Genomic DNA, 26,449 nt, shown 5'->3' with positions numbered 1-26,449 from the left:
TCGATTTCTTTCTTTCAGAAGAACCCGGAATAAAAATAGCGGCTCAAGTAAAAATAAAACTGCAACCCACAAGATTGCTGAATATTTTACTCAGGAAGAAAACGATTTTTGCTTTTCTATCCATGCAGTATCATTACAACTCTTTAAGCCCTTCATTTTCCACGTACCCATAACATGGAAAGGACACGGATTTCCACGATCTTTTAATCGGTATCCGATGGCTGTTGGAGATTTTTGACCATGCCGTAAGAGTGAGCTGGCTGCATGGGTGAATCCCCCGGCATCTTCCTGAGCTTCAGGATTCGTACGTGCAGCGTCCCGTCATTCAAATTCCACTTCTTTTTGTAAGCTCCCTGTTTATGCCAGTTGCCGCAAGGGCGCGCGGCGCTCCATGAGCGTGTTTGGAGAAGATGCGGGGGAATAAAAAAGAGGCTGTCCCGCGGATGGGACAGCCTCTGCTGTTGAGTTGACGCTCAGTCAGGAGTTCCGCTTAGGAGAAGCTCTTGATGAGGATCTGGCGCTGTTCTTCCAGTTCGGCCGGGAGCTTTTTGCCCACCTTGTCGAACAGTTCGGTCTGGCTTTCCAGTTCAGCCTTCCATTCGCTCGGGTTGAGAGCCATGTTGGCGTTGAACTGTTCTTCGCTGTAGTCGATGCCGGTCTTGTCCAGTTCGTCGTAGGTCGGGGAGACGCCCAGCACGGTCTTCTGGCCTTCCGCCTTGCCCTTGGCGCGGCGGAGGATCCAGTCGAGGACGCGCATGTTGTCGCCAAAGCCCGGCCAGATGAAGTTGCCGTCCTTGTCCTTGCGGAACCAGTTCACGTTGAAGATCAGCGGAGGATTGGCAACGGTCTTGCCCATGTCCAGCCAGTGCTGCCAGTAGTCGCCCACGTTGTAGCCGATGAAGGGAAGCATGGCCATCGGGTCGCGGCGGACCTGGCCGATGTTGCCGAAGGCGGCGGCGGTCATTTCGGAACCCATCGTAGCGCCGACGTATACGCCGTGCGTCCAGTCGCGGGACTGGAAGACGAGGGGCATGGTGGTGGCGCGGCGGCCGCCGAACAGGATCGCGGAGAGGGAAACGCCTTCCGGGTTCTGCCATTCGGGGTCGATCGTCGGGCACTGGGCGGCGGGAGCGGTGAAGCGTGCGTTCGGGTGAGCGCACTTGCGGCCACAGTCCGGGGTCCAGTCATTGCCCTGCCAGTCGATGGCGTGGGCGGGAGCGGGGCCGTCCATGCCTTCCCACCAGACGTCGCCGTCGTCGGTCAAGCCTACGTTGGTGAAGATGACATTTTCCTTGATGGTGTCCATGGCGATCGGATTCGTCTTGTAGGACGTGCCGGGAGCCACGCCGAAGTAGCCGTTTTCCGGGTTGATGGCGTGGAAGGTGCCGTCTTCATGGGGCCAGATCCAGGCGATGTCGTCACCGATGATGGAGGTCTTCCAGCCGGCTTCACGGTAGGAGGCGGGGGGAACGAGCATGGCCAGGTTGGTCTTGCCGCAGGCGGACGGGAATGCGCCGCCCACATAGGCCTTCGTGCCGTCCGGGGATTCAATGCCCAGAAGGAGCATGTGTTCGGCCATCCACTTGTTCTTGCGGGCGATGGCGGAGGCGATGCGCAGGGCCAGGCACTTCTTGCCGAGCAGGGCGTTGCCGCCGTAACCGGAACCGAAGGACCAGATTTCTTCCGTTTCCGGGAAGTGGCAGATGTATTTTTCTTCGTTGCAGGGCCACGGCACGTCGATCTGGCCGTCTGCAAGCGGGGCGCCCACGGTGTGGAGGCAGGGAACGAAGGTTCCGTAGCCGTCGCGCTTCGGGTTGCCGCCGCCCTTGACTTCGTCTTCCAGACGCTTGAGAACGGTTTCGCCCATCTTGGTCATGATGCGCATGTTGACCACGACGTAGGGGGAGTCCGTGATTTCAATGCCGATCTTGGCCAGGGGGGAGTCCAGGGGACCCATGCAGAAGGGGATCACGTACATGGTACGGCCCTTCATGCAGCCCTTGAAGAAGCCCTTCAGTTTGGCCTTCATTTCAACGGGGTCGGCCCAGTGGTTGGTCGGGCCTGCGTCTTCTTCCTTCTCGCTGCAGATGAACGTGCGGTCTTCCACACGGGCCACATCGGAAGGGGTGGAACGGGCGAGGAAGCATCCGGGGCGCTTCTCGGGGTTCAATTTGATAAAGGTGCCCTTTTCTACCATCATGTTGCAAAGCTCATCATTTTCTTCCTGAGAGCCGTTGCACCAATAGATGGAGTCGGGTTGGCAAAGCTGGGCGATTTCGTCGACCCACTTCTTAGCTGCTTCGTGAGTGGTACTCATGGTGGAAATAGTGTATGCACGGAAATGGCCGTTGGCAAGTCTCCCGTGCGGCTTTTTATGGGGCGGTTTGGTTGCTCCCGGAGGGGAAACCCCGTGCAGGGGAAGGCGTTGCCCTGATTCCGGCGGTGGCCGCTCCGGAGCGTTCCGCGGGGGCTCCCGTTTCCCCGCTGCTGTGCTCCGGGAAGGGTGAAAAAGCCTGTTTTGACTGGAAATCTGCTTGCCAGCTCGCGCCGGATAGTCTAGGGAAGAATCATGAATGTTAGAACGTTGATGGCAAATGCGGTGTTTCTGGTGCTGCCGGCCCTGCTGGCGGCGTGTTCGGACGCCTCGCGCCCGCCCGCCGTCAGCTTCAAGATTCAGAACGTTCCCCCCGTGCCGCGCACCATGTCCCAGATGTCCCGGGAAGTGCACATCAGCCGCGATTTCATGTCCCCGCGCTCCCGCGCGCGGCGCGCCTCCCATTCCATGCATCCGCGCTTCATCACCATCCACAGCACGGCCAACCCCACGGGAGACGCCGCGGCGCATGCCCGTGCGCTGAAAAGGGGGGCCATGGGTTCCCTGAACTGGCATTTTACGGTGGACCAGTACCGGGCCATCCAGCATATTCCGCTGAACGAGACGGGGCGCCATGCGGACCGCGGCGGTCCCGGAGACATGTATTCCATCGGGATTGAGATGGGGGAGGTGAGGAGCCACAACCCCATCGTCACCTGGAACCGTTCCGCCAAGCTGACGGCGGTGCTGATGAAGCAGTACAACATTCCCCTCCGCAATGTGGTGCCCCATTATTACTGGACGGGCAAGAACTGCCCGGCCCCGCTGCTGACCAACGGCCGCCCGGGGCATAAATGGAGCTGGTTCGTCTCCCGCGTGGATTATTACAGGCGCTGTCTGGAAACCCGCCCCGCCGCCGCTCTCTGACGGGCGCGCAGGCATGATGCGATCTGTGAGGAATACGCCTGGACCCATGGCCGGAGAGCTGCTTTTAACGTCCCCCCTGGAGGAGTGCGCCTTCATCCGCCCCAGGGAGCTGGCGGCCATGCAGGCGGCGGGAATGGCCTCCGTGCGGGATTTGCTGTTCATGCTGCCGCGCAGGTATGAGGACCGCCGCATGTTTGACCGTTATGATTCCCTGTCATCCGGTGCGCCTGTCTGCCTGAGGGGGCGGGTGGTGGACGTGGGCTGGAAAGGCTGGGGAGGGAAGGGCGGCAAGGGCCGCGGGCGGTATGTGGAAGCCGTGCTGGTGGATGAGCAATCTTTGGGGCAGGCCCGTTTTTCCTGCCTGTGGTTCAGCATGCCGGGCATAGCCAGGATGCTGTGCGCCGGGCAGGAGATGATCGTGTACGGGCGCGTGAAGCCGTATGGGAAGAAGCTCAGCATCGTCCATCCGGATTTTGAGATCATCCGGGAAGGGGACGACCAGTCCATCCATTTGAACCGCATTGTTCCCGTTTACAGCGGCCGCATGGGGATTGCCGTGCGCAGGCTGCGGGAAATCGTGTGGGAGGCTCTGGCCCGGCTTTCCCCGGCTCCGGAACCGGAGATTTACGAGTTTGTGCCGGACATCCCGTGCAAAACGGCGTTGAGGGACCTCCATTTTCCGGAGACCGCGGAAGTGCGCGACCGGACCAGGCGGCGGTTTGCGCTGGAGGAGTGCCTGGCGCAGCAGTTGAACGTGGCTTACAGGAGAAGGCGAGCGGATGAAGTGCCCGGCATGCAGACGGCAGGCTCCAGCCATCTGGTGAAGGATTTGGCGGATTCACTGCCGTTTGAGCTGACGGAGGCCCAGAAGCGCTGCGTGAGGGAGATTTACCGGGATATGAAGGCGCCCCGTTCCATGAACCGCCTGCTCCAGGGGGATGTAGGGTCCGGAAAGACGCTGGTGGCCCTGTGCGCGATGCTGCTGGCTGTGGAACACGGGTATTCCGCCGTGATGATGGCCCCCACCCAGATTCTGGCGGAACAGCATTATTTGAAGTTCCGGCAGATGCTGGACAAGCTGGACGTTCCCGTGTCCCTGGTGACGGCGGACAGGAAGGAGGAATCCCACGTATCCTTCGGGAAGCAGGGGGGGATTGTGGTCGGAACGCATGCCCTGCTGTACGGGAAGAACGTGCCGGAACGTGTGGGCCTGGTCGTGATTGACGAGCAGCACAAATTCGGCGTGAACCAGCGGGAAAAGCTGATTGACCGCGAAGAGCGCCCCGACGTGCTGGTGATGACCGCCACCCCCATTCCCCGCACGCTGACGCTGACTTTTTACGGGGAGCTGGACGTTTCCATCCTGGACGGCGTTCCCGGAGGCCGTGGCGCGGTGGTTACGGCCATCCGCACGGAGAAGGACCAGGAAAAGGTATTGAAGTTCGTCCGGAGCCAGTTGGAGGAAGGCAGGCAGGTTTACGTGGTTTCCCCTCTCATTGACGGGGAGGATTCCCGGAAAGGGAAAGCCGTGACAAAGGAGCTGGACGAGTGGAAGGCGCTGCTGCCGCATGTGGATGTGGGACTGCTGCACGGCAGGATGTCCTCCGAGGAAAAGGAGGCGGTGATGAAGGACTTCCGCGCCAACCGCATCAGCGTGCTGGTAGCTACCACGGTGGTGGAGGTGGGGGTGGATGTGCCGAATGCTACGGTCATGATTATCAATAATGCGGAGAGTTTCGGGCTCTCCCAGCTCCACCAGCTCCGCGGGCGCATAGGCCGCGGGGCGCACAAGTCCTACTGCATCCTGATGACGGAGGCCCGGCCGGAGGATGAACAATGGGAAAAGCTGCATATTGTGGAAACCACGGCCAACGGTTTTGACCTGGCGGAACAGGATTTGAAGCTCCGCGGTCCCGGGGACGTGCTGGGCACTTCCCAGAGCGGCCTGAAGGGCGTGCGCTTTGAGGAATGGCTGCTGGACGCGCGCCTGATTCACCGCGGGCGGGAGCTGGCGGAGGCCATTCTGGCGGAGGACCCCAATCTGGAATCCGCCAAGTACCGCCCCCTCCGTTTTCTGCTGGAAAACGGGGAGGAAAAACGTGTGACGGGGTAAGATTGTCTTCCTGCCGTTTGCTGACAGTCAGACGGTAAGGACTGTATGACAGATATGGGGTGCAACGGTTTCTCTCTTGGAATGAATCTAAAGAGGCAAAGAAGATATTTCTTCTTCAACCCGAACGCCGATAAAACAATGATTCAAACGTACCAAATACTCCCCGTGGTGGCCATCGTATGCTCCGCCTCCGCTCTTGCTCAGAACGCTGCCGATCCCGTGCAGATGGTTAAGCAGAATGTCGACCTGATTTCGTCCGCCAACAAGGTTCTGGACGACGTGAAGGACAATGCGGCGGTTGAAATCGCCATCAAGCAGCTCAATGCCCTGACCCAGCAGGCCAAGCAATTGGACAAGGCCATGGAAAAAATGAAGCTCACTTCCGAACAGGCCATCCGGATCACCAAACTGAACGGAGATGCCCAGGATACCATCGTGGACATGCTGGAAAATTGCGAACGCATTCAGAAGGACAAGCTCATGACGCCCGCCCTGCTCAAGGCGGTGAACAATTTCGCTGACGCCGCCAACATTGAAGTGGTGGAAACGATTACGACCGTGGAACAAATTGTGGAAGACTAAATGATCAGCTTGTAAAGACCTTTGACTGGTAGGGCCGCTCCCTGAAAGGAGCGGCCTTATTCTTTGGTGGGAAAGGCGTCTTTAACAAGTCTTCCGGCGGGATTTCATGCTTCCATGGCGGGGTTGGGATTCCCGGCCGGGGCCAGGTATCCCGTTCCGGGGTCCGTGCCCAGGGAGGAAAGAAGGCTCCTGTGGCGCGGCAGGGATTTGGCGCGGGAGACGGCGGCGGCGGGGTCCAGCACGTTGCCGAAGGTGATGGCGCCCATAGGGCAGGCGAGCTGGCAGGCTGTTTGCGCCGCGCCGTCCGGCAGGAGCAGGTCTTTCTCCGTCACGTGGATGGAAGTGGAGGGCTGGCCCGGGTGTTCCTTCATCAGGCGGGATTTGTGCCTGATTTTGGCGCGTTCCACCATCTGGACGCAGTAGGTGCATTTTTCCATGACGCCGCGGGAGCGGACGGTCACGTTCGGATTGCGCTGGAGGCGCGTGGCTTCCCCGGAGGCCTTGGCATAATCAAAAAAGTTGAAGCGGCGCGCCTTGTACGGGCAGTTGGTGGCGCAGTACCGGGTACCCCAGCACCGGGCATATACCATGGCGTTCAGGCCCTCCGTGGTATGGACGGTGGCGTTCACGGGGCACACGGACTCGCACGGGGCCTTGCCGCACTGCTGGCAGGCCACGGGAATGGCGGTGAGTGCCCCTGCCTCCGTGAAATACCGGTCAATGCGAATCCAGTCCAGCGCGCGTCCCTTCGCCATCTGGTCACGGCCCACCACGGGAATGTTATTTTCCGCCCGGCAGGCGATCACGCAGGCATTGCAGCCGATGCAGCGGGACGTGTCGATCGCCATCCTCCATTGGTACACGCCCTCCGCGCCGGACGGCGTGAACGGAGCCGGAGAGGCGCCGGACTGAAGGGCGAAGGGGGAGGGCTGCACGACGGGGCTTTGAACAGCTTCCGTACGTTCCGGAAGGGCGCGCAGGGCGGCCTGTTCCGGGGAAATTCCACAGCCTGCCGTTTTTTTCACCTGACTGCGGAATGCATAACCGTCGGAATTCTCCTGCCTCTCCGCTACGTGGTTCATGCCGCCATACCCCAGGGGAAGAACCATCAGATTCTCCGCCACTCCGGGAATGGGGCAAAGGATGGCTTCCATCCGTCCGCCGGGGACGGTCAGAGTGCAGAGCATCGGCCCGGAATCCACGCCTCCCAGCCGCCGGAAGGTGGCGGGGGAAACCTGTGCGGACGCCGCCCAGCTGACGCCCGTTACGGGGTCCGGGCATTCCTGCATCCAGGCGTTGCGCTTCCAGCGGCCGTCCCCGATGGAATAATCCGGGCAGAATTGCAGTTCCAGCAGGCCGTTTTCCAATCCGCTTCCGCCGTTGCCGGAGGGAGCAACGGGCGCTTGCTCCATGGCGGTTCCGAGGGCTGTTTCTTCCTGCGGGGACAGGGGGGGATAAGCCGTTTCTTCCGAATAGCCGTGCTGGAGCGCCTGTGTCCAGGCCGCAGTCTTGTTTTCCGGATTCACGGCGCGTTCAAAACATTTGCGCGCCCGGTGGTAAACGGGGGAAAGGTGCGTGGGCGAATTGTCCGCCGTGATGAGGTGTCCCTTGGTGGAAAGCAGCCCGGAAAGCACTTCTTCCGCAGAAATGCCCCCGTACAGGGGAAGAATGACGGGCTGGCGGTAGCAGAATCTGCCGCGGCAGTCCCGTTCCACTCCCCATGATTCCAGAAAATGGGCCGCCGGCAAATGCCATCGGCAGGCGCGTGAGGTTTCATCCTCATACATCCCCAGATGAATGCTCTCCGTTCCGTTCAGGGCTTCCGCCAGTGCGGAGCCGTGCCCGGAATCCAGCACGGGATTTCCCGAATCCAGCAGGAAGGCGATATCCACCTCTTTCTTCCGGATATCCCGGATGAAATCCTCCAGCGTTCCGTGGGGCGGCGTGGACGGAGCCTTCAACAACTGGACGCACGTTCCGATAGAGCCGAGAAGGAGGTTGAGCTTCCAGACGCTTGCGGACAGTTCCGGATGATTGTCCCCCAGCAGGACCACGCTTTCTCCGGGATGGCTGGATAAATCGTCCGCGCAGTGGCGGAGCCAGGTGAATTCCCTTTCCGTCAGGGAGCGGTCCGTCTGCCGGGGAGGCTCTAGCGTCTGAAGGGAGGTTTTTTTACCGGAGAGATAGCGGAACAATTCCTCCAGAAAGACCGCCAGGCGCGCGGGGGAAACGGGCAGCCTGTGGTCGGCATGGGCTCCGGTCAGGGAAACGCGGCCCTCCACGGCGTAAAGGCGCGTGCGGTTCCGGTTTTCTTCCTTGTAATGGAGGCCCTCCGGGGAACGGGCGGCAATGAAATCACGCGTATTGCCGTAGGGATTCTCATGAAGGAAATCGCAATCCAGGGCAAGGATGCGTTTGGCGCGTGCGAAACGCACGCGGAAGCGGGCCTTCTGCGGCAAGCCTGCCTGCATGCCGGAGCCCGGCGTGGGAACGGGAGAATAGCGGTAAATCCGCACGCCGGGGTTTTTCCTGCCGATTTCCTCCAGCATGGAGTGCATCAGGGGAGAATCCGTGGCGGGAAGAAGGATGCCGATATGGCCGCCGTCCCGCAGGTTGCGGGACCAGGAGGAAAAGGCTCCGCGGAATTCGTCCCCGGAAGCCGGCTTGCCGTTAAAGAGGATATGCTTGCTGCGGCCTGGGTCGTAAAGGTCCAGAATGGAAGCCTGGGCCGTGGCCGGCAAGCCCGGGCCTTCCGGATATTGCAGGGAGGGAAGCAGCTTGACGGGACGCCCTTCATAACAGGCGGCCAGCACGGGCAGCGCGCTCCCGCCCATGGCCAGGCAGGTGGCGTAAGCCGTTTCCACGCCGGGCACGGACCATTCCGGTCCTTCATTATAGGGAACCAGGTATTTTTCCACACGGCGGCAGGCCGGAAGCCCCACCCCCACCAGGACTGCGCCCGCGCCCATCCATTTCATGAAGGAGCGCCGTGTCATTTCCCGCTCTTCTTCCGGAAGAAAAGCGGGGTGGCCCTGGGGAGCTTCATTCTGGTGAAATGGGGGAAGGGGAGTCAAACCGGAGGATGATGTGGATTAACGGGAAATGGGAACGGCTTGTTTTAGGCAATCCGGAAGGTGAAATCAAGCGGTGATTACCGGCTGCACCCATCTTCAGGGCAGCGGAAGTCCGTGGAAAAAGGGCATCCGTCCTTTTTTTGACGGTATCCAATGTAATTCATTACGGCCTCAAGCTGGGGATCGTTCAGCAGGATGGCCCTGGATTCATAATCCCCGCAATTTTCCGGAACGAGGGGAAGGTAGTCCATGGCGTCGCAGGTTTCAAGCTGGCCGCGGAGGTCCAGCGTCAGCCATGCCGGCAGGAGAAAACGGTATCCCTTTGGATCGGTAAAAACCAGGGCGTCCCGGCATGCCCGGATCATGGAAGGGGTGATGCGGCGCCAGTCGGTCCGCTCTTCACAGGGACCGATGGCGTCACAGGTTTCCCTGGGGGCGTACATGTCGATGAGTTCCGTCGTCATCAGGCCGATGCCGTCTTCCAGAATGACGCCGTCAAAGGCGGAATCTATTTGTTCCAGGAGAAGTTCTTCTTCATGCGAAACAGGTTTGGGGGCGGGGAAGGGGTTGGAAAATTCCTGCTGAAAATAAGCCAGAATATGCGGGACCGCTTCTTCCGGAGGGCAGGAGTAAACAATGCCGAGGTCCAATTCCATAACTTCATCATACAGTAACGGTCCGGCATTCATCTATCGCGAAAATGGAAGGTATGATGACTGGAAAGGCATGTTTGCCGGGAGCCGGCCTGCGCCCGGTGGTCAATGGTGGCAGGCGGTGCAGTCCATTCTTGGCTGAATCTTCCACTGGTGTTTCAGGAAATCTCCCAATTGAAGCGGAGTTTGGATGCGGTTTCCCTCCCCGTCCCGGATGGAATGCGTGCGAAGGTAATCCGCGGCGGAATAATGGGAGCTGGCCGTCTCCTCCAGCGGGCGCAGGTGCGGGGCGGGGTCGCGGTGGCAGTCCAGGCACCACTGCATGCGGGCATCGCGCGGAGCGCTGATGCGTTCCATGCCTGCCACGTCCCCATGGCAGGAAGTGCAGCCGATGCCGCGGTTCAGGTGGGCCATGTGGTTGAAATAGGCATGGCCGGACAGGCGGTTGACCATGACCCAGCGGACCGGTTCCCCCGTATAGCCGGGAAATTGGGGGTCCGCCGCCGCTCGCAGCGGAGCGATGAGCGGGCTGTCCGGGAGAATATGCTGGTGGCAGCCCAGGCAGGACTTCGTATCCGGAATGCCGGCCCTGGGAGAGCGCTGGGCGGCGCTGTGGCAGGCCGTGCAGCTCATCTTCAGGTCTCCGGCGTGGAGCTTGTGGGAAAAACGCACCGGCTGCACGGGTTCATACTCCGGAATCTGGAAATTGACGTAATACACCCCACCCAGCGCCAGCGCGGCGGCGAGCGCAATCAGCGCGACGCCTCCGTAAAAGCGCCTGTTGGTATTGGGTGGAAAGATGTTGGCCATGGTCCGGTAGAGAGAAAAGGCGGGACCCGCCGTCAGGCCGCTCTGCCCGGCCGCGGAATGCGGGCGGGAGGCAGAGGCGTATCCATCGTCAGGTCTTCAGGCACCAGCCGCGTGGCGCTCTTCTTAATCTGTTCCCAGGTGATGCGCTGCCCGGTATGGGCCGCTTCACGCCCCATGATGGCGACCAGCGTTTTATTGGCCGCGCTTTCCAGCGTTTGTTTCCAGGTTCCGGAGCGGAGGAAACGGTAAAAGGCCACGTGCGTGTCCGCGTACATATTGCCCCGTTCCCCGCGGAAACGCCAGCGCTTATCCGCCTGGATATGGGGGCGGTACGGGGTGACCAGCATCCCTTTTTCACAAACCGTCCGGTCCACGATCTCCCCGTGGCAGCCTACCCACTGCCTGCATGAAATGTGGGCGGCCACGTTGTGGTCGTACTCGAAATAAACGTCGTAATGGTCCCACACGTCGCCGTCGTCCCGGCGCTGGGCGCGTCCTCCGGAGCCGAAGGCCGCCAGCGGAAGCTGCTCGTTCATGGACCATACCATGCCGTCGATCGTGTGGACGATCTGTTCCACGAACTGGCCGCCGCTCAGCCAGTTCCAGGCGGTCCAGTTGCGGAGGGCCCACGCCACGTCCGTATCCGAGGAAGGGCGGGAATCCAGAGCCAGCGGGGATTTGGGGGGCGTGGTGTAATACAGCCCGTCAAAGGAAAGCACGCGTCCCAGTTCTCCGGAGGAAAGCTTGCGGTGGGCTTCCTCATTCGCCTTGTCATAGCGCCAGCAGAACCCGTCCAGAATCACCAGATTTTTAAGCTTTGCCAGACGCGCGGACTCCAGCACGGAAAGCACGCCGGGAACGTCCACCGCCACGGGCTTCTCCGCATAAATGTGCTTGCCGGCGTCAATGGCCGCCGCCAGATGCTCCGGACGGAAGGCGGGAGGCGTGCAGAGCAGCACCACGTCAATATCCGTTTGAAGCAGCTTCTTGTAACCGTCCAGGCCGTCGAACAGGCGGCTCTTGTCCAGCTGGACGCGGCTGCCGTACTGTTCCGTCAGCAAATTGGAGCCGAAATCAATCCGTTCCCGAAACACGTCCGCCAGCGCCCAGACTACCGTTCCGGGGTCGGCGTCCAGCGCGTTCTTCATGGCGCCCAGGCCGCGGCCTCCGCAGCCTACCAGGCCCACCTTGAGCGGTCTTGCGTCCGTCAGGGCTTCCGCGGCGTTCAGACAGGGCATGGCTGCCAGGAACCCGGCCGTTCCAGCGGCGGTTCTCAAAAAACGGCGTCTGTTCCAAATAGGGTAACCCATCTCAGCGGAATTATACGGCGTCAGCCCATGGAATCAAACGCTGTATTGAAATGGTGACGCAAAAAGTAGACGCAACCTCCGTTTCCGGAAATTGCGTCTACTGAGGGAACCAATGAATGCACTATATTCTGGCTATTAGGTTGAACAGGGCTACTCCCCCTGTTCAGAAAGCAAAGCGCACGCTGCGGAATATTTTGTCTGAAAAAACATTTCGTGAGAGTAAAAAACTGATTTGACTCCGGAATCCCCAGTGTTCATGATAAATCCAATGAGGCCTCCGGCTTTCCAACCAATCATCATGATGAAGCAAAATCTCATTCCTTTTACAGCGGTTTTGGCGGCATTTGCCCTTGTTTCCTGTGACGGCGGCAAAAAACAGGATCAATCCCCGGATGCCTCTGCCGCCAGCGAACAGGCCGTTCCCAAAACGCCGGGAGAAAAAATCCTGGCCGTTCTCCTTCTTATTCAGGACCAGGCTACGGCAAACGCCCATGCGGCGGAGGTGAAGGAGCTGGCCGTGGCCCTTCCCAAGGACATTCCCCATCAAGAAAGCGTGAACATCATGAATGAACTGCTCCGTCTGGCCAGCCGGGAATGCTATGGCTCCCTGTCCCTGGAAGACGCCTTGAAGGGCATCCAGTTTGACGCCGGGGAATACACGGGCAGCGTGCCTCTGGACGTGGATGGCTTTGAACCTACCCCGGACGAGCCGAAAAAGTAAATTCCCCGTGCCGGGAAACGATGGACTGTTTCTGCGCCTTTCCCATCCCGTTCTTCCGGGAAGGGAGAGGCGTTGCTTTTCGGGCGCCGGATACGGAAAATAAATGTCCCGGCTTCCAGGCTGTTCCGGAGGGGACGGTTTTTCTGCGGTTCAGGGAAACACTCTGAATCTTTCTCCTGCTGGAAAAACATGCTGGAGGAAAAGGAGCGGAAAGATGCTCCCCTTCCGTTCTCCGGAATTTTTTTGCCCGGCTGATGGGGCAACGCCGTAAAAAGGAAGCTCAGGGCAGGGGGCGGCGCAATTCTTCAATGGCTTCCGCCATATCTTCCCGCGTAATCTTCTTGGAAATGCCTGCTTCCCCCGCCTTGGAAAGCAGAACGAAGCGGATGGTTCCGGCCCGGAACTTCTTGTCGGACGCTGTCTTCTTGAGAACCGTTTCCGTATCAATGTCATCCGGGAGAACCAGGGGAAGTTCCAGAGCCTGGAGGGTGCAAAGAATCTTCTTGGCGTCGGAAGAGCTCAACCCGGCTTTCCGTTCGCTCAGGAACAGGGCGGCGCGCATGCCGAGCGCCACGGCTTCCCCGTGCAGGATGGTGCCGTAGGGAACAGCGGCTTCAATGCCGTGGCCGATGGTATGGCCGAAATTGAGCAGGGCGCGGATATCCAGTGTTTCCAATTCATCATTCTCCACGATGCGGGCCTTGATCGCCACGTTCCGGGCAATTAGATCGGGGAGTTTGGCGATGGTATTCAGGGAAAAGCCGATGGAAAGCTCCGGTCCCAGGCCTTTCAATTCATGGAGCATGGAAGCATCCCGGATGGCCGCGTGCTTGGCGGCTTCCGCCAGGCCTTCCGCCAGCGTGCGGCGGTCCAGGGTCACCAGTGTGGTGGGGTCGATCACGACAACGGCCGGCTGATGGAACGCGCCTGCCAGGTTTTTCCCTTCCGGAATATTGACGGCAGTCTTGCCCCCTACGGAACTGTCCACCTGGGCGACTACCGTCGTAGGAATCTGCATGAAAGGAATGCCGCGGTAATAAATGGAAGCTACGAAGCCGGCCAGGTCTCCCACCACGCCGCCGCCCAGGGCGGCAATGCACCCGGTGCGGTCAATGCCCGCCCGTACCAGCTCGGAACACAGTTCCTGGGCCTGCAGCATATTCTTGGACGCTTCTCCGGCATCCACCACATGCAGGCTGGGCATGAACCCAGCGCTCTCCAGGGACTTCATCACGCGTTCCGCATAAAGCGGGGCTACGCAGGTATCCGTAATAATCGCAATCTTGCCGTCCAGTCCGGCGCGGTAGGCAAACTCACCCACGCGGTCCAGCGCGCCGTTTTCCACGTGGATATCGTAGGAACGTTCCCCGAGAGCAAGAGAAATGGTAGGCATGGGGCCAGTATGAGGCATTCCGGAAGGAAGCTCAAACGGAAAGTGCGAAGGAGGCAAAGAAGATGCAATCCGCCTCTAATGCGTCCTTGTCTTAGGCGCCAGCGGGGAAAGGGTTTCCAGAATAACCTTTAAATGTTCCGCGCGTGCAGGCGTAAAGCCGCCGTCATCCTTCCAGATGATATTGCCGTTGCCGTCCAGCAGTACAATCGCGGTCTCCGCCTTCTTGTGGAGGGAAAGCCTGCGGCGCACGAAAGCCTGGTCGTAATAGGAAATAAGGGAATTGGTCTTCATGTAGAAATCCGGAATATCCCCCAGGGCCTGTGTAAAGGCGGGAACGTCCCCCTCAATGGGAGGCGGCTGCAGGACCAGCAGAATATTGTACTCCACCGGGGTGGGCGTATGCTTGTACTGCTTGCGGAGGTCTTCGCAGAACGGAAGCCACTTCTTCATGCTGTACAGGGTTTCCGGATGAAAAACGGTCAGCATGATATGGAAGCTTTTAGGCACGATGGGTGGAAGGGAAACGTTATCCCCCAGCAAATTCATGCCGTTGATATCCGGAAAACGGTAACGTCCGTTCCCTCCTCCATAAGGATGCTCGGGGTCGGGCGTTGGCAAGTGGATTTCCTGATTCTTCATGCGCGATTAGACAAAATTCAGGCGGGGATTGTTCATGGGAAGGGTTAAGTGAGACAGGTCGCGGAAAAAAGAATCTCCGTCCGTGCGTGGCCTTGGAGAAAAAGAAAGTAAGGGATAGAAATAAAGGTATCGGCAAAGAAGGCGAGCCGTCGGCCCTTGTAAAAGGAAAAAAGAAAACCTCTTCCCCCTTGAGCTGTTGAAACTCCTCGCTCGGCCAGCCCTTCTTCCCTCCTTCTTTTCTCCGGGGCGCCGATATCGTAAAAAGGAAGAACCCCCCCTCTCGTTCTCGCCGGCAAAGGGAAGGGCTCCTGGACCTTTGGGAAGACTGCTGCGCCATCTGAAAAGAAAATGTTCAAAAAAATGGCACGAAGAAGGGGGAGTATGACAAAAGCCTAACTATTTTATAAATTGGAAGTTATGAATGGACGTGATAAAATGGGTGAAAGACTCTCACAAAAAACGACTCGAAAAAAATTGACAAGGGAGGTGAAAATGGTAGACTTCTCGGCACGCCAACACGGCGACGGGATGAAAAGCCCGGCGGCAGGAGGGACTCGAAAGAGGGCCTGAATGAAGCCGGGGCCGGCCACCCGGAAGAGCCTCATTAAAGGGGCCGATAAGAAGATTTCAAGGGAATGACTACCGAACCCGCCGAGGGTTTTCCCGAATGCGTCGAGAGACGTGTGAGGGAGAAAAAACCCAAAGGAGCGACCTAGCTCCGAGAGGGGCGGATTGGTAGAAGCAAGGGGAAAGAAAAAAGGTCGTGACGCGCGCCGTGCTTGGCAGAGCGAAGAGGACTTCAAGAGACACAACTTGAGGGAAGAGCTGACTGAAGCATGGCGCAGATGAAATCGAAAGATTCCATTTGGTCCAGCAATTTCAAAAATTATATTTGATGGAGAGTTTGATTCTGGCTCAGAACGAACGCTGGCGGCGTGGATAAGACATGCAAGTCGAACGAGAGAATTGCTAGCTTGCTAATAATTCTCTAGTGGCGCACGGGTGAGTAACACGTGAGTAACCTGCCCCCAAGAGTGGGATAGCACCGGGAAACTGGGATTAATACCGCATAAAATCGCAAGATTAAAGCAGCAATGCGCTTGGGGATGGGCTCGCGTCCTATTAGTTAGTTGGGGAGGTAACGGCTCACCAAGGCGATGACGGGTAGCCGGTCTGAGAGGATGTCCGGCCACACTGGAACTGAGACACGGTCCAGACAACTACGGGTGGCAGCAGTCGAGAATCATTCACAATGGAGGAAACCCTGATGGTGCGACGCCGCGTGGGGGAATGAAGGTCTTCGGATTGTAAACCCCTGTCATGTGGGAGCAAATTAAAAAGATAGTACCACAAGAGGAAGAGACGGCTAACTCTGTGCCAGCAGCCGCGGTAATACAGAGGTCTCAAGCGTTGTTCGGAATCACTGGGCGTAAAGCGTGCGTAGGCGGTTTCGTAAGTCGTGTGTGAAAGGCGGGGGCTCAACCCCCGGACTGCACATGATACTGCGAGACTAGAGTAATGGAGGGGGAACCGGAATTCTCGGTGTAGCAGTGAAATGCGTAGATATCGAGAGGAACACTCGTGGCGAAGGCGGGTTCCTGGACATTAACTGACGCTGAGGCACGAAGGCCAGGGGAGCGAAAGGGATTAGATACCCCTGTAGTCCTGGCAGTAAACGGTGCACGCTTGGTGTGCGGGGAATCGACCCCCTGCGTGCCGGAGCTAACGCGTTAAGCGTGCCGCCTGGGGAGTACGGTCGCAAGATTAAAACTCAAAGAAATTGACGGGGACCCGCACAAGCGGTGGAGTATGTGGCTTAATTCGATGCAACGCGAAGAACCTTACCTGGGCTTGACATGTAATGAACAACATGTGAAAGCATGCGACTCTTCGGAGGCGTTACACAGGTGCTGCATGGCCGTCGTCAGCTCGTGTCGTGAGATGTTTGGTTAAGTCCAGCAACGAGCGCAACCCCTGTTGCCAGTTACCAGCACGTAAAGGTGGGGACTCTGGCGAGACTGCCCAGATCAACTGGGAGGAAGGTGGGGACGACGTCAGGTCAGTATGGCCCTTATGCCCAGGGCTGCACACGTACTACAATGCCCAGTACAGAGGGGGCCGAAGCCGCGAGGCGGAGGAAATCCTAAAAACTGGGCCCAGTTCGGACTGTAGGCTGCAACCCGCCTACACGAAGCCGGAATCGCTAGTAATGGCGCATCAGCTACGGCGCCGTGAATACGTTCCCGGGTCTTGTACACACCGCCCGTCACATCATGGAAGCCGGTCGCACCCGAAGTATCTGAAGCCAACCGCAAGGAGGCAGGGTCCTAAGGTGAGACTGGTAACTGGGATGAAGTCGTAACAAGGTAGCCGTAGGGGAACCTGCGGCTGGATCACCTCCTTTCTATGGAGAAAGTGCATGAAAAATGCACAGGTCGGATCTCTTCCCGAGGGAAGAGAGAGCGGAACCCGCGAGGGCCCGCAACGAACCAAAGATGTGTAAACAGCCAGTTCGCTTGGAGCGAAACTAGGCACGACGTGCGTGACGACCTTTTTTCAAAAAGAACCGCAACTGGGGGTATAGCTCAGTTGGTAGAGCGCCAGCTTTGCAAGCTGGATGTCCGGGGTTCGAGTCCCCGTGCCTCCACCAGTTTCGGTAAGAAGGCGGGAGCCGGAAAACTTTAGTAACTAAACTTTAGTATTTGGTAACTGTCTCTCAGAGACCCAAAGCCGGGCCTGTAGCTCAGTTGGTTAGAGCACGCGCTTGATAAGCGCGGGGTCACAGGTTCAAGTCCTGTCAGGCCCACCAAAAAAATCGATTATTGAGGGAAAGCGAAAATTGACATCTGCGTGGCAAAGAAAACAATTGCTGAGAAGCAATTGCTTTCCAACAAAGTGGGTAGTTGAAAAACAACTACAATACACAATTTAAAACATGCATACCAAGAAATAAGACAATACAGTAAGTCACGAAAGGGCTTTGTGGTATTGTGGAAGTGGTAAAAAACTTTTGCAATATGATGAAGTAAGTAAGGGCGTACGGTGAATGCCTTGGTGCCAACAGGCGAAGAAGGACGCGGCAAGCTGCGAAAATCCTCGGGAAGCTGCAAGCAAGCGATGATCCGGGGGTATCCGAATGGGGTAACCTGATCGAGGCAATACTCGATCGTTCATACCTGAATACATAGGGTATGAAACGCGAAACCCGCTGAAGTGAAACATCTCAGTAAGCGGAGGAAAAGAAAGAGAAATCGATTCCGTAAGTAGTGGCGAGCGAAAGCGGATGGAGCCCAAACCGAAGGTACTCCTTCGGGGTTGTAGGACCACGAGATATTCGACCATACTGGATAGTAGAACAGCCTGGAAAGGCTGGCCGTAGAAGGTGAAAGCCCTGTAGACGAAATCCAGCGTGGGAATTAGTGGAATCCTGAGTAATACATCACACGTGGAACGATGTATGAATCAGCGCGGACCACCGCGCAAGGCTAAATACTAGTTGGCGACCGATAGTGAACAAGTACCGCGAGGGAAAGGTGAAAAGAACCGCTGTGAGCGGAGTGAAATAGAACCTGAAACCGTATGTCTACAAAGTGTCAGAGCAGAGCAATCTGCGATGGCGTGCCTTTTGTTTAATGAGTCTGCGAGTCAGTGTTTGTGGCAAGACTAAGGGCTTCCGGCCCGGAGTCGCAGCGAAAGCAAGTCCGAATAGGGCGAATTAAGTCGCAGGTACTGGACCCGAAGCGGAGGTGACCTACCCTTGGCCAGGTTGAAGCATGGGTAAAACCATGTGGAGGACCGAACAGGTGAACGTTGAAAAGTTCTCTGATGAGCTGAGGGTAGGAGTGAAAGGCTAATCAAACCCCGTGATAGCTGGTTCTCTTCGAAATGCATTTAGGTGCAGCGTCACGTGCTGATGCGCGGGGGTAGAGCACTGACAAGGCTAGGGGGCACACCCGCTTACCAAACCTTATCAAACTCCGAATACCGTGCAATGGAACGTGGCAGTGAGACAGTGGGGGATAAGCTTCATTGTCGAGAGGGAAACAACCCAGACCAGCAGCTAAGGTGCCTAAATAACGCTCAGTGGAAAGGATGTGGGATTACACAGACAGTGAGGATGTTGGCTTAGAAGCAGCCACCATTTAAAAAATGCGTAATAGCTTACTCATCGAGTGATCCTGCGCCGAAAATGATTGGCGATCAAGCGTTATACCGAAGCTCTGGACTTTACCTTACGGTAGAGTGGTAGAAGAGCGTTGCATGCGCGTTGAAGGGTGATGGCGACTGACCCTGGAGCACATGCAAGTGAGTATGCAGACATGAGTAACGTAAAGCCGGGTGAAATCCCCGGCCGCCGTAAACCCGAGGTTTCCAGGGCAACGTGTTTCGTCCCTGGGTTAGCCGGGACCTAAGCCGAGGCCGAGAGGCGTAGGCGATGGATATCAGGTTAATAATCCTGAGCTCGCGACCCTTAAACTGGGGGGACGCATGAGAAAAGATGACTAGGTTATTGAATTCCGAGTTGAGTCCACGGACTCAGCGCATCATTGGATCGAGTGCCAAGAAAAGCCCCAGCGTATGCTAAGCGACCCGTACCGCAAACCGACACAGGTGGGTGGGTAGAATATACCAAGGCGTAAGAGTGAAACCTGGTTAAGGAACTCGGCAAATTAGCCCCGTAACTTCGGAAGAAGGGGTGCCTGCAGCGATGCAGGCCGCAGAGAAATGGCCCAACCGACTGTTTATCAAAAACACAGCACTCTGCAAAGACGCAAGTCGAAGTATAGGGTGTGACACGTGACCAATGCCGAAAGATTAAGGCAAGGGGTTAGCCGCAAGGCGAAGCTCTGAACCCAAGTCCCGGTGAATGTCGGCCGTAACTATAACGGTCCTAAGGTAGCGAAATTCCTTGTCGGGTAAGTTCCGACCTGCACGAATCGTGAAACGAGTTGGGCACTGTCTCAACCAGGCGCTCAGTGAAATTGTAGTGGCGGTGAAGATGCCGCCTACCCGCAGAAGGACGGAAAGACCCTATAGACCTTAACTGTAAGCTGTCATTGTTTCTTCGGTTTTAATGCTCAGAGTAAGTGGGAGACGCTGAAGACGCCCTTTAGGGGGCGTCGGAGTCATCAATGAGACACCACCCTTTGAAACTGGAGGATCTAACCCTGAGCCGTGAATCCGGCCAGAGGACCGTGTCAGCCGGTCAGTTTTACTGGGGCGGTATCCTCCCAAAGAGTAACGGAGGAGCGCGAAGGTGGGCTCAGCCCGGTTGGCAACCGGGTGTCGAGTGCATGGGCATAAGCCCGCCTAACTGTGAGACCAACAAGTCGAGCAGATGCGAAAGCAGGCCCAAGTGATCCGGCGGTAGAAAGTGGAATTGCCGTCGCTCAACGGATAAAAGGTACCTTAGGGATAACAGGCTGATCACGCCCAAGAGTTCATATCGACGGCGTGGTTTGGCACCTCGATGTCGGCTCGTCGCATCCTGGGGCTGGAGAAGGTCCCAAGGGTCCGGCTGTTCGCCGGTTAAAGCGGCACGCGAGCTGGGTTCAGAACGTCGCGAGACAGTTCGGTCCTCTATCCTCTGTGGGCGTTGGAAAATTGAGGGGTTCAGACCTTAGTACGAGAGGACCGGGTCTGACGCACCACTGGTGCATCGGTTGTACTGTCAAGTGCATGGCCGAGTAGCTAAGTGCGGACGGGATAAGCGCTGAAAGCATCTAAGCGCCAAGCCCATCCCAAGATGAGTTTTCCCTATAGGTTCGTGGAAGACCACCACGTTGATAGGTCGCAGGTGTAAGTGCAGCAATGTATTGAGCCAAGCGATACTAATCACCAATAGACTTCATCATATTACATCACTCCCGTTCGTGAATAACAACTTGCTGTTGTCTTGTTCATTGGATGTATGTTTAAAAGTAACACCACCAGCCACGCAGATGTCAGTTTACGCTGATTCCTTCCCCTCGTAACGAGAGGAAATCTTCTTAGCCACACACACAACAACCCTTAAAAAATCCCCCTCAAAGCCCCCCCAAGGGCTCCCGGGCAGGCAGGATGAAGAAAATGAAAAACTCTTCCCCCTGAAGCCCGGTGGCCAGAGCGCAGTGGTCCCACCCGGTCCCGTTCCGAACCCGGAAGTGAAACGCTGCCGCGCCAATGGTAGTCGGACGATAGGTCCCGCAAGAGTAGGTCGCCGCCGGGATTTTTTTTCATCAGGCCCCGCCAGTTCCTCAACTGGCGGGGCTTGTTCGTTTTCTTGATGGCGCGATCTTGAATCTCCTTCTCTTCCTATACTTTGCTAAAAGGAATATTTGGTACATGCCGCCTGTCCGAGCCGTCGCGCCTTTGCTTCCTCCAAGCTCTTCGGTAGAAAATTAATAGGGGGGCTATCCAGCTTTTCCCGCCATTGCATTACTCCTTGAAAGACGCCGCGGATTTTGCATGTATAGTTGGTGCTATGCTTTCACATGCTTTTGCAGTCGGTTCGGTTCTGGGAACGGTCATGTCCCCGCTTGTTTGCGTCTCTGCCGCGGAAATGTCTCCCGTAGCGGCCGCTGAAAGCGTGGTGGCTCGTGTGACTCCATCTGCAAAAGGCGCCGTGTCGTTCCGCTTGAATCCGGCCATGGGCAACAAGATTACTATTTCTGGCGCTCCTGGTGGCATCCGGGTGGAAGCATCTGACGTGCGCCGTCTGGTAGCGGGGTACGGATGGTATCTGAAAAATATTGCCAAGGTGCATTTTTCATGGAACGGAGACCGCCTGACGCTTCCCTCACCCCTGCCTGCTCCGTCCACCCCTGTCACGATTGAGTCCCCGTGGAATACCGTTTTTGCGTATAATTACTGCACGCTGTCCTATACGGCGGCTTTCTGGGACTGGAACCGCTGGCAGCGCGAGATTGATTTTCTGGCTCTGAGCGGGTTTACGCACGCGCTGGTGACGGCAGGCCTGGAGAAGACCTGGGAGGATTTCCTCATTGGCTTGGGATATCCCCGTGAAAAGGCTCTCCGCTTCATCCCCAATCCCGCTTTTGCCGCCTGGTGGAATATGGGCAACCTGGAAGGACACGGAGGACCGCTGACCCAGCAGCAGATTGACAGGATGGCGCAGCTGGGGAGGCGCATCGTATCCCGCATGGAGCAGCTGGGCATGACGCCCGTGCTTCAGGGTTATGTGGGGTTTGTGCCTGCGGATTTTGCGGAGAACGTGCGGATGAAGGGCCTGAAGCTTATCCCGCAGGGGGAATGGGTCAATTTCAAAAGGCCATGGGTTGTGGACCCCACTTGCGAGGCTTTTCCGAAGCTGTCCGCGGACTGGTACAAGGCTCTCCGCAAGGTATACGGCATTTCCGGAAAGATGTTCGGCGGGGATTTGTTCCATGAAGGCGGCTGCAAGGGCGACATTAACGTGACGCGCGCGGCACAGGCGGTGCAGGGCGCCATGCAGAAGGCTTCACCGGGTTCTTCCTGGGTGATCCAGGCCTGGGGAGGCAATCCTTCCCGCGAGCTGCTGGCCGGTACGGACCCGAAGCATGCTCTTGTGCTGCAGCTCACCAAGGACATGGCTGACGGTGGGAAGAATTTGAGGACTTTTGACGGCATTCCCTGGGTCTGGTGCGAGCTGGCCAACTTCGGCGGCAATACGGGACTATACGGAGGGGTTCCCCTTCTGTCCCGGCTGGGGAGTGATTTGGCCGGCTACAGGGATAAGGGCCTGGTGGGAATGGGCACCTTGTCCGAAGGGCTGGAAACGAATCCCCTGCATTACGCCCTCTTCAGCGACCGTTTATGGACGGCGGAGGATATTCCCGTCCGGGACTGGCTAAGGAAGTATGCGCGCCAGCGTTACGGCGCCGCTCCGGCAGCGGTTGTGCGGGCTTTGGAAATCCTGTCTTCCTCCATTTACAATCCCGCCCGTTCGCAGGAGGGGTGTACGGAGTCCATTATCTGCGCCCGTCCGTCCTGGGACGTCCGCAAGGCCTCCACGTGGTCCAGCGGAGAGAGGTATTACCATTTGGGCGACATCGTTAAAGCGGCCCGCGGTTATTTGAAGGCGGCCAATGACCAGCCGTCCCTGGTGAAGGAGGAGACCTTCCGCTATGATTTGGTGGATGTCGTCCGCCAGGCGCTCGCGGACGCCGCTTTTTACCAGCTCCAGCGGGTCAGGAGCGCTTTTGACGCCGGAGACGTACCTGCCTACAGGAAGCAGGTGAAGCTTTTCCTGTCCCTGGTTTCGGATATGGACGCCCTCCTGGCGACGGACAGCCAGTTCCTGCTGGGAACCTGGCAGAAGAAGGCGCTGGATTGGGGGAGCACCCGGCAGGAGAAGGCCTTGATGGACAAGTCCGCCAAGATGCTTATTACCACGTGGATTGACCAGGCTCCCCGCGCGCTGAATGATTATTCCAACCGCCAGTGGGCCGGGCTTGTGGCCGATTTTTATCTGCCCCGCTGGAAGAATTTTTTTGAATCCCAGCTGGATGTGCTGACTGGAAAGAAGGACCGTGCCGCCGCCCAGGCCGCCTTCATGGATAAGACGGTCCGGGAGGAATTGGCCTTTGCCGGAAATGGAAAGGTGTATTCCACGAAGTCGTCCGGGGATGCTCTGGCCGTCGCCAACCGCGTGATGAATGCCCACCGGGAAATGCTGGACGCCCTGAGCGCGGAAGAAAGACATTCCACGGGAACTCCGTGGGACCTCCAGCAGGGATCCCCGCTGCAATTTAACGTGACGGACCAGGTAACCGGACCAGGCACGTACACCGCCACCTTCCAGTGGAAGAACGGCCCCAGCGCCCTGAAGATTCATTCCGTCAAGTTGTACGAGGGGAACAGGGAGGTGGCCGCAGATAACCATGAAGGCTGGACCGGCGTGGAGAATAAGGATAATTCCTACAGGCTTGATCTGAAGAAGTACCGCACCAACCTGGATTCCTATATCCTGAAGGCGGAGGTGAGCGGCGTTTCCCCAGGAGATTCCAAGGGGGAAATGACGTTGAAGAAGAAAGCCCGCTGACGCGCCATCGGCCCTGGGCTGGACCTTCGGAATATGCTTTTTTCCGGAGAGCCGGAGTCCGTCAAGGTATTTAGCGTGCCGCCTGGTAAATGCTGAACATCAGGATGGCCATGCCCGTCAGGGCCGCGCCGGCAATGATGCCGGAGGCGGTGGGGATTTTATATTCCTTGGATTTGGCCTTGAAAAAGCGGTCCGCGGCCCAGCCGAGCACGGCCCCTGCAAAGAAGAGGAAGGAGTCGTTCCACTGGATGGCCCAGGCCAGCCCGAAGCCGATGGGGGTGGGGAGCCATTTTCCCGCGGCGGGAAGGTAGCGGGGGACAAGCACCAGAATGAGGCCGAGGATGCCGCCCGCGATGATGGAGAGAACCTTGATGCTGTGCAGGTGGCTGAAGCCCATGCCCAGCGCTTCCGCCGTGGCCGCCCATGTTCTGGCTCCAGGAGCATTGAAGGCCTGAAGCGCGTCCACGTCTGGGACCATGGAGCGGAAGGCCAGCACGGAGACGAGGGTTCCCAGGAAGATTCCGGAAAACTGGGCGATGAATTGCTTGCGGGGATTGGCCCCCAGCAGGTAGCCCACCTTGAGGTCCACGAGCAGGTCTGCCGAAGAACTGGAGGCTCCGGAGGTGATGTTGGCCGCCATCAGGTTGGCCGTCACGTGTCCCGGCGCGATTCCGCCGAAGATGAGCTGCGTGACTTTCCCCATGGCTCCGGTGGGCGTGATGTTGGCCTCCCCGGTGATCCGGCAGACGACCAGCGCCAGGAAGAAGGAGATGACTACTGCAATGCAGCTCATCCAGTACGGAACGTCAAAGGTGACATGGGCCAGGTAGCCGAGGGCCGCCAGGGAGACGAGCTGCCCTGCCAGGAACCAGCTCATGGGCGTTTCTATTTTTTCCACGTCCGTCAGCTCACGCCTTTTGGTCAGGGAAAACATGGCGCCCAGGGAGGAGAAGGAGCGGGCGATGCTTTTCCATTGGAACAGGAAGGCCACGATGCTGGCGACGACCATGCAGGCGGTTCCTCCCCACAGGGTCCAGCCTACGCTATCCCGGTAGCCCGCTCCCGCGGGAAGCAGTCCCTGGCTTTCCAGCCACGGTACGTAAAGCGCCCAGCAGACCGTGCCCCCGATGAAGAGGCTGAGGGAAGTTTTCATGCCTACCAGCGCGCCCGCGCCCACGAACATGAGGTCCCATTTGAAGAAAATGGTGCGCTGGTACCAGTTGCCCAGGATTTGCTGCTGGGCGGCGCCCAGCCATTGTTCCCCTCCCGCCGCCATGGCGATGGCGTTGGCGGAGGCGAAGAGGGCGGAGTAAAGGAGCGCTTTGGCCTGTCCAGCCGCCTTTTTGCCTTCTGAATAGAGCACCTTGAGGGTTTCCGCCGTGGCGATGCTGTCCGGAAACCTGATTTGCTCAATGTTGATCATCTGGCGCTTCATCGGAATGGCCATCGTGACGCCCAGCACGGCAATGAAGAATATCCAGGCGAAGGTGACGCCCAGCGGCATGTGCTGCCCCGTCAGCAGGAGCAGGGCGGCCACGGCGGAGGTGAGCGTGCCTCCCGTGGAGTAGCCCGCGGAGCTGGCGGCGGACTGCATGCACGTGTTTTCCAGAATGGTCATGGGGGATTTGGAGATGCCCAGGCGCACGAAGGCGTTCCACAGGGCAAAGGAGATGATGCCCGCCGTCAGGGCCACCCCGAAGGACCATCCCATCTTAAGGTTGGCGTACAGGTTGGTGAGGGAGAGGATGGAGCCGAGGAGCATTCCTACGATGACGGCTCTCCAGGTAAGCTGCTTCATTCTGTCTCCGGAGCCCAGGTAGACACGGTCATACCATTGCTGTTCGATTTCATCCGGCGTGCCCCGGAAGCCGTCCAGGGGCAGCGGCTTTTCCAGGCAGGAGAGAGGAGCGGGGGAAGACTGGGATTCCGTTGGTGCCATACGGGCCGGAACATAGCATGTGCGGGCGCGGTGGAAAAGCCGTATCTGCCTTTTCCTTTCCTCCGGAACGCCCCCCGCTTGGGGCTTGCCTGCCCGTGGAGCCCGTGGTTTAATGAACGGCATGAGCCAATCTTTTACGGATAAACTTGCCGCCCGCATCAGAAAGACCGGTTCCGCCCTGTGCGTGGGGCTGGACCCGCGCCCCGTCATGGATGATTTGCAGTCGGTTCCCTCCCTGTTGAGGAAGGTCGTGGAAGAAACCGCTCCGTATGCGGCGGCGTTCAAGCCGAATATCGCGTATTTTGAGGCCATGGGCCTGCGCGGCCTGGAGATGCTTGAGGAATTGCTCCCGGATATGCCGGAGGATGTGCCCGTGGTGCTGGACGCCAAGCGCGGCGACATCGGGGAGACGCAGAAGTATTATGCGCAGGCGTATTTTGAACGCCTGGGCGTGGATGCCGTCACATTGAGTCCCTTCATGGGTTATGATACGCTGGAGCCTTTTCTGAATTATGAAGAGAAGGGCATTTATCTGCTGGCGGTCACTTCCAATCCCGGTTCCGCGGACGTGGAGAGGCAGGAGCTGGCCGACGGCCGCAGGGTTTATGAACTGGTGGGGGACATGGTGCGCCGTTCCATGCAGGAAGGGCGCAAAACTTCCGTAGGCATGGTGGTGGGGCTGACCAATGCGGATTCCTCCATTCTGGAGCGCATTCCGGACGCTCCCCTGCTGATTCCCGGCCTGGGAGCCCAGGGCGGCGATCTTTCCAGCCTGAGCGGTTCCGGCCATGCGGCCCCCCCCCTGATTAACGTGTCCCGCGGCATCATGTACCAGAATCCGGAGCTTGGCTTTGCGGAAAAGGCCGGCAGATTCGCCCAGAGCATCCGGGAGGCATTGGGTTATTGATGTCCATGCGTTTTTCCGGCAGATAACAAAATGATAACGGGCTGC

General features: G+C 58.1%; 14 protein-coding genes, 2 tRNA genes and 3 rRNA genes. 11 read left to right on the top strand and 8 right to left on the bottom strand.

Translation table 11 applies throughout. The annotated features are described in order from the left end of the window. Nucleotides 1-490: 490 nt before the first annotated feature. Complete coding sequence (locus tag M8N44_RS08165; RefSeq protein WP_022398111.1) at nt 491-2,317, bottom strand: phosphoenolpyruvate carboxykinase (GTP); 1,827 nt, start codon at nt 2,315-2,317, stop codon at nt 491-493. Nucleotides 2,318-2,569: 252 nt separating this feature from the next. Here M8N44_RS08165 and M8N44_RS08160 point away from each other — a divergent pair, with 252 nt between their 5' ends. From M8N44_RS08160 to M8N44_RS08150, 3 genes are all read left to right on the top strand, one after another. After that, nucleotides 2,570-3,241 carry a peptidoglycan recognition protein family protein gene (locus tag M8N44_RS08160; RefSeq protein WP_022398110.1) on the top strand — a complete coding sequence of 224 codons (672 nt, stop codon included), beginning with the start codon at nt 2,570-2,572 and terminating at the stop codon, nt 3,239-3,241. Between the two features lie 46 nt (nt 3,242-3,287). Next, the gene (gene recG / locus M8N44_RS08155; protein ID WP_180975223.1) at nt 3,288-5,354 is read left to right on the top strand and encodes an ATP-dependent DNA helicase RecG; all 2,067 of its coding nucleotides are present in this window, start codon (nt 3,288-3,290) and stop codon (nt 5,352-5,354) included. A 138-nt stretch (nt 5,355-5,492) separates the two neighbouring features. Beyond that, a complete protein-coding gene (locus tag M8N44_RS08150) occupies nt 5,493-5,936 on the top strand; it encodes a hypothetical protein (RefSeq protein ID WP_102721285.1) in 444 nt (147 codons plus the stop codon). 104 nt (nt 5,937-6,040) lie between these two features. Here the strand turns inward: M8N44_RS08150 and M8N44_RS08145 are convergent, their stop codons facing one another. The 4 genes from M8N44_RS08145 to M8N44_RS08130 all read right to left on the bottom strand — a co-directional run bounded on the left by M8N44_RS08145 (nt 6,041) and on the right by M8N44_RS08130 (nt 11,711). Further along, nucleotides 6,041-9,010, bottom strand: a complete 2,970-nt coding sequence (locus M8N44_RS08145) for a 4Fe-4S dicluster domain-containing protein (RefSeq protein ID WP_102728699.1) — start codon at nt 9,008-9,010, stop codon at nt 6,041-6,043. A gap of 77 nt (nt 9,011-9,087) precedes the next feature. Then, nucleotides 9,088-9,666 carry a DUF6714 family protein gene (locus M8N44_RS08140; protein ID WP_102728700.1) on the bottom strand — a complete coding sequence of 193 codons (579 nt, stop codon included), beginning with the start codon at nt 9,664-9,666 and terminating at the stop codon, nt 9,088-9,090. Between the two features lie 102 nt (nt 9,667-9,768). Beyond that, a complete protein-coding gene (locus M8N44_RS08135) occupies nt 9,769-10,473 on the bottom strand; it encodes a cytochrome c3 family protein (RefSeq protein WP_102728701.1) in 705 nt (234 codons plus the stop codon). 32 nt (nt 10,474-10,505) lie between these two features. Next, nucleotides 10,506-11,711 (bottom strand): Gfo/Idh/MocA family protein, encoded by a 1,206-nt coding sequence (locus M8N44_RS08130; RefSeq protein WP_180971644.1) that lies wholly within the window; start codon nt 11,709-11,711, stop codon nt 10,506-10,508. A 370-nt stretch (nt 11,712-12,081) separates the two neighbouring features. On the opposite strand from M8N44_RS08130, the gene M8N44_RS08125 reads away from it, so the two are divergent. Continuing rightward, nucleotides 12,082-12,504, top strand: a complete 423-nt coding sequence (locus M8N44_RS08125) for a hypothetical protein (protein WP_022398103.1) — start codon at nt 12,082-12,084, stop codon at nt 12,502-12,504. Nucleotides 12,505-12,784: 280 nt separating this feature from the next. On the opposite strand, the gene aroB is transcribed toward M8N44_RS08125, so the two are convergent. Continuing rightward, complete coding sequence (aroB, locus tag M8N44_RS08120) at nt 12,785-13,897, bottom strand: 3-dehydroquinate synthase (RefSeq protein WP_022398102.1); 1,113 nt, start codon at nt 13,895-13,897, stop codon at nt 12,785-12,787. Between the two features lie 75 nt (nt 13,898-13,972). Next, nucleotides 13,973-14,443, bottom strand: coding sequence for a hypothetical protein (locus M8N44_RS08115; RefSeq protein ID WP_146020123.1), 471 nt, complete (start codon nt 14,441-14,443; stop codon nt 13,973-13,975). 985 nt (nt 14,444-15,428) lie between these two features. Between M8N44_RS08115 and M8N44_RS08110 the strand changes: the two genes are divergently transcribed. From M8N44_RS08110 to M8N44_RS08085, 6 genes are all read left to right on the top strand, one after another. Then, nucleotides 15,429-16,940, top strand: a 16S ribosomal RNA gene (locus tag M8N44_RS08110). Nucleotides 16,941-17,110: 170 nt separating this feature from the next. After that, a tRNA-Ala gene (locus M8N44_RS08105) sits at nt 17,111-17,186 on the top strand. A gap of 82 nt (nt 17,187-17,268) precedes the next feature. Continuing rightward, nucleotides 17,269-17,345, top strand: a tRNA-Ile gene (locus M8N44_RS08100). A gap of 210 nt (nt 17,346-17,555) precedes the next feature. Further along, nucleotides 17,556-20,391: ribosomal RNA gene (locus tag M8N44_RS08095) — 23S ribosomal RNA — on the top strand. 237 nt (nt 20,392-20,628) lie between these two features. After that, nucleotides 20,629-20,744, top strand: a 5S ribosomal RNA gene (gene rrf / locus M8N44_RS08090). Together the 16S, 23S and 5S rRNA genes with 2 tRNA genes alongside form the textbook arrangement of a ribosomal RNA operon. Nucleotides 20,745-20,999: 255 nt before the next feature. Further along, nucleotides 21,000-23,558: an alpha-N-acetylglucosaminidase gene (locus M8N44_RS08085; protein WP_102728365.1), complete on the top strand. Its 2,559-nt coding sequence runs from the start codon at nt 21,000-21,002 to the stop codon at nt 23,556-23,558. A gap of 70 nt (nt 23,559-23,628) precedes the next feature. Here M8N44_RS08085 and M8N44_RS08080 read toward each other — a convergent pair whose 3' ends face one another. Next, nucleotides 23,629-25,497: an OPT family oligopeptide transporter gene (locus M8N44_RS08080; protein ID WP_180975178.1), complete on the bottom strand. Its 1,869-nt coding sequence runs from the start codon at nt 25,495-25,497 to the stop codon at nt 23,629-23,631. Nucleotides 25,498-25,618: 121 nt separating this feature from the next. On the opposite strand from M8N44_RS08080, the gene pyrF reads away from it, so the two are divergent. Next, nucleotides 25,619-26,404 carry an orotidine-5'-phosphate decarboxylase gene (pyrF, locus tag M8N44_RS08075; protein WP_249853092.1) on the top strand — a complete coding sequence of 262 codons (786 nt, stop codon included), beginning with the start codon at nt 25,619-25,621 and terminating at the stop codon, nt 26,402-26,404. Nucleotides 26,405-26,449: the final 45 nt, after the last annotated feature.

It is taken from the genome of Akkermansia massiliensis, from assembly GCF_023516715.1.
Taxonomy (GTDB): domain Bacteria; phylum Verrucomicrobiota; class Verrucomicrobiia; order Verrucomicrobiales; family Akkermansiaceae; genus Akkermansia; species Akkermansia massiliensis.
This window is presented reverse-complemented; position numbering and strand designations above follow the sequence as displayed.

Coding starts and splice junctions, on each gene's coding strand:
- M8N44_RS08130 (WP_180971644.1), bottom strand. CDS start 11,711: ATGCCCTGTCTGAACGCCGCGGAAGCCCTGACGGACGCAAGACCGCTC.
- M8N44_RS08165 (WP_022398111.1), bottom strand. CDS start 2,317: ATGAGTACCACTCACGAAGCAGCTAAGAAGTGGGTCGACGAAATCGCC.
- M8N44_RS08115 (WP_146020123.1), bottom strand. CDS start 14,443: ATGAATTTGCTGGGGGATAACGTTTCCCTTCCACCCATCGTGCCTAAA.
- recG (WP_180975223.1), top strand. CDS start 3,288: ATGGCCGGAGAGCTGCTTTTAACGTCCCCCCTGGAGGAGTGCGCCTTC.
- M8N44_RS08160 (WP_022398110.1), top strand. CDS start 2,570: ATGAATGTTAGAACGTTGATGGCAAATGCGGTGTTTCTGGTGCTGCCG.
- M8N44_RS08085 (WP_102728365.1), top strand. CDS start 21,000: ATGCTTTCACATGCTTTTGCAGTCGGTTCGGTTCTGGGAACGGTCATG.
- pyrF (WP_249853092.1), top strand. CDS start 25,619: ATGAGCCAATCTTTTACGGATAAACTTGCCGCCCGCATCAGAAAGACC.
- M8N44_RS08140 (WP_102728700.1), bottom strand. CDS start 9,666: ATGGAATTGGACCTCGGCATTGTTTACTCCTGCCCTCCGGAAGAAGCG.
- M8N44_RS08150 (WP_102721285.1), top strand. CDS start 5,493: ATGATTCAAACGTACCAAATACTCCCCGTGGTGGCCATCGTATGCTCC.
- M8N44_RS08125 (WP_022398103.1), top strand. CDS start 12,082: ATGATGAAGCAAAATCTCATTCCTTTTACAGCGGTTTTGGCGGCATTT.
- aroB (WP_022398102.1), bottom strand. CDS start 13,897: ATGCCTACCATTTCTCTTGCTCTCGGGGAACGTTCCTACGATATCCAC.
- M8N44_RS08080 (WP_180975178.1), bottom strand. CDS start 25,497: ATGGCACCAACGGAATCCCAGTCTTCCCCCGCTCCTCTCTCCTGCCTG.
- M8N44_RS08135 (WP_102728701.1), bottom strand. CDS start 10,473: ATGGCCAACATCTTTCCACCCAATACCAACAGGCGCTTTTACGGAGGC.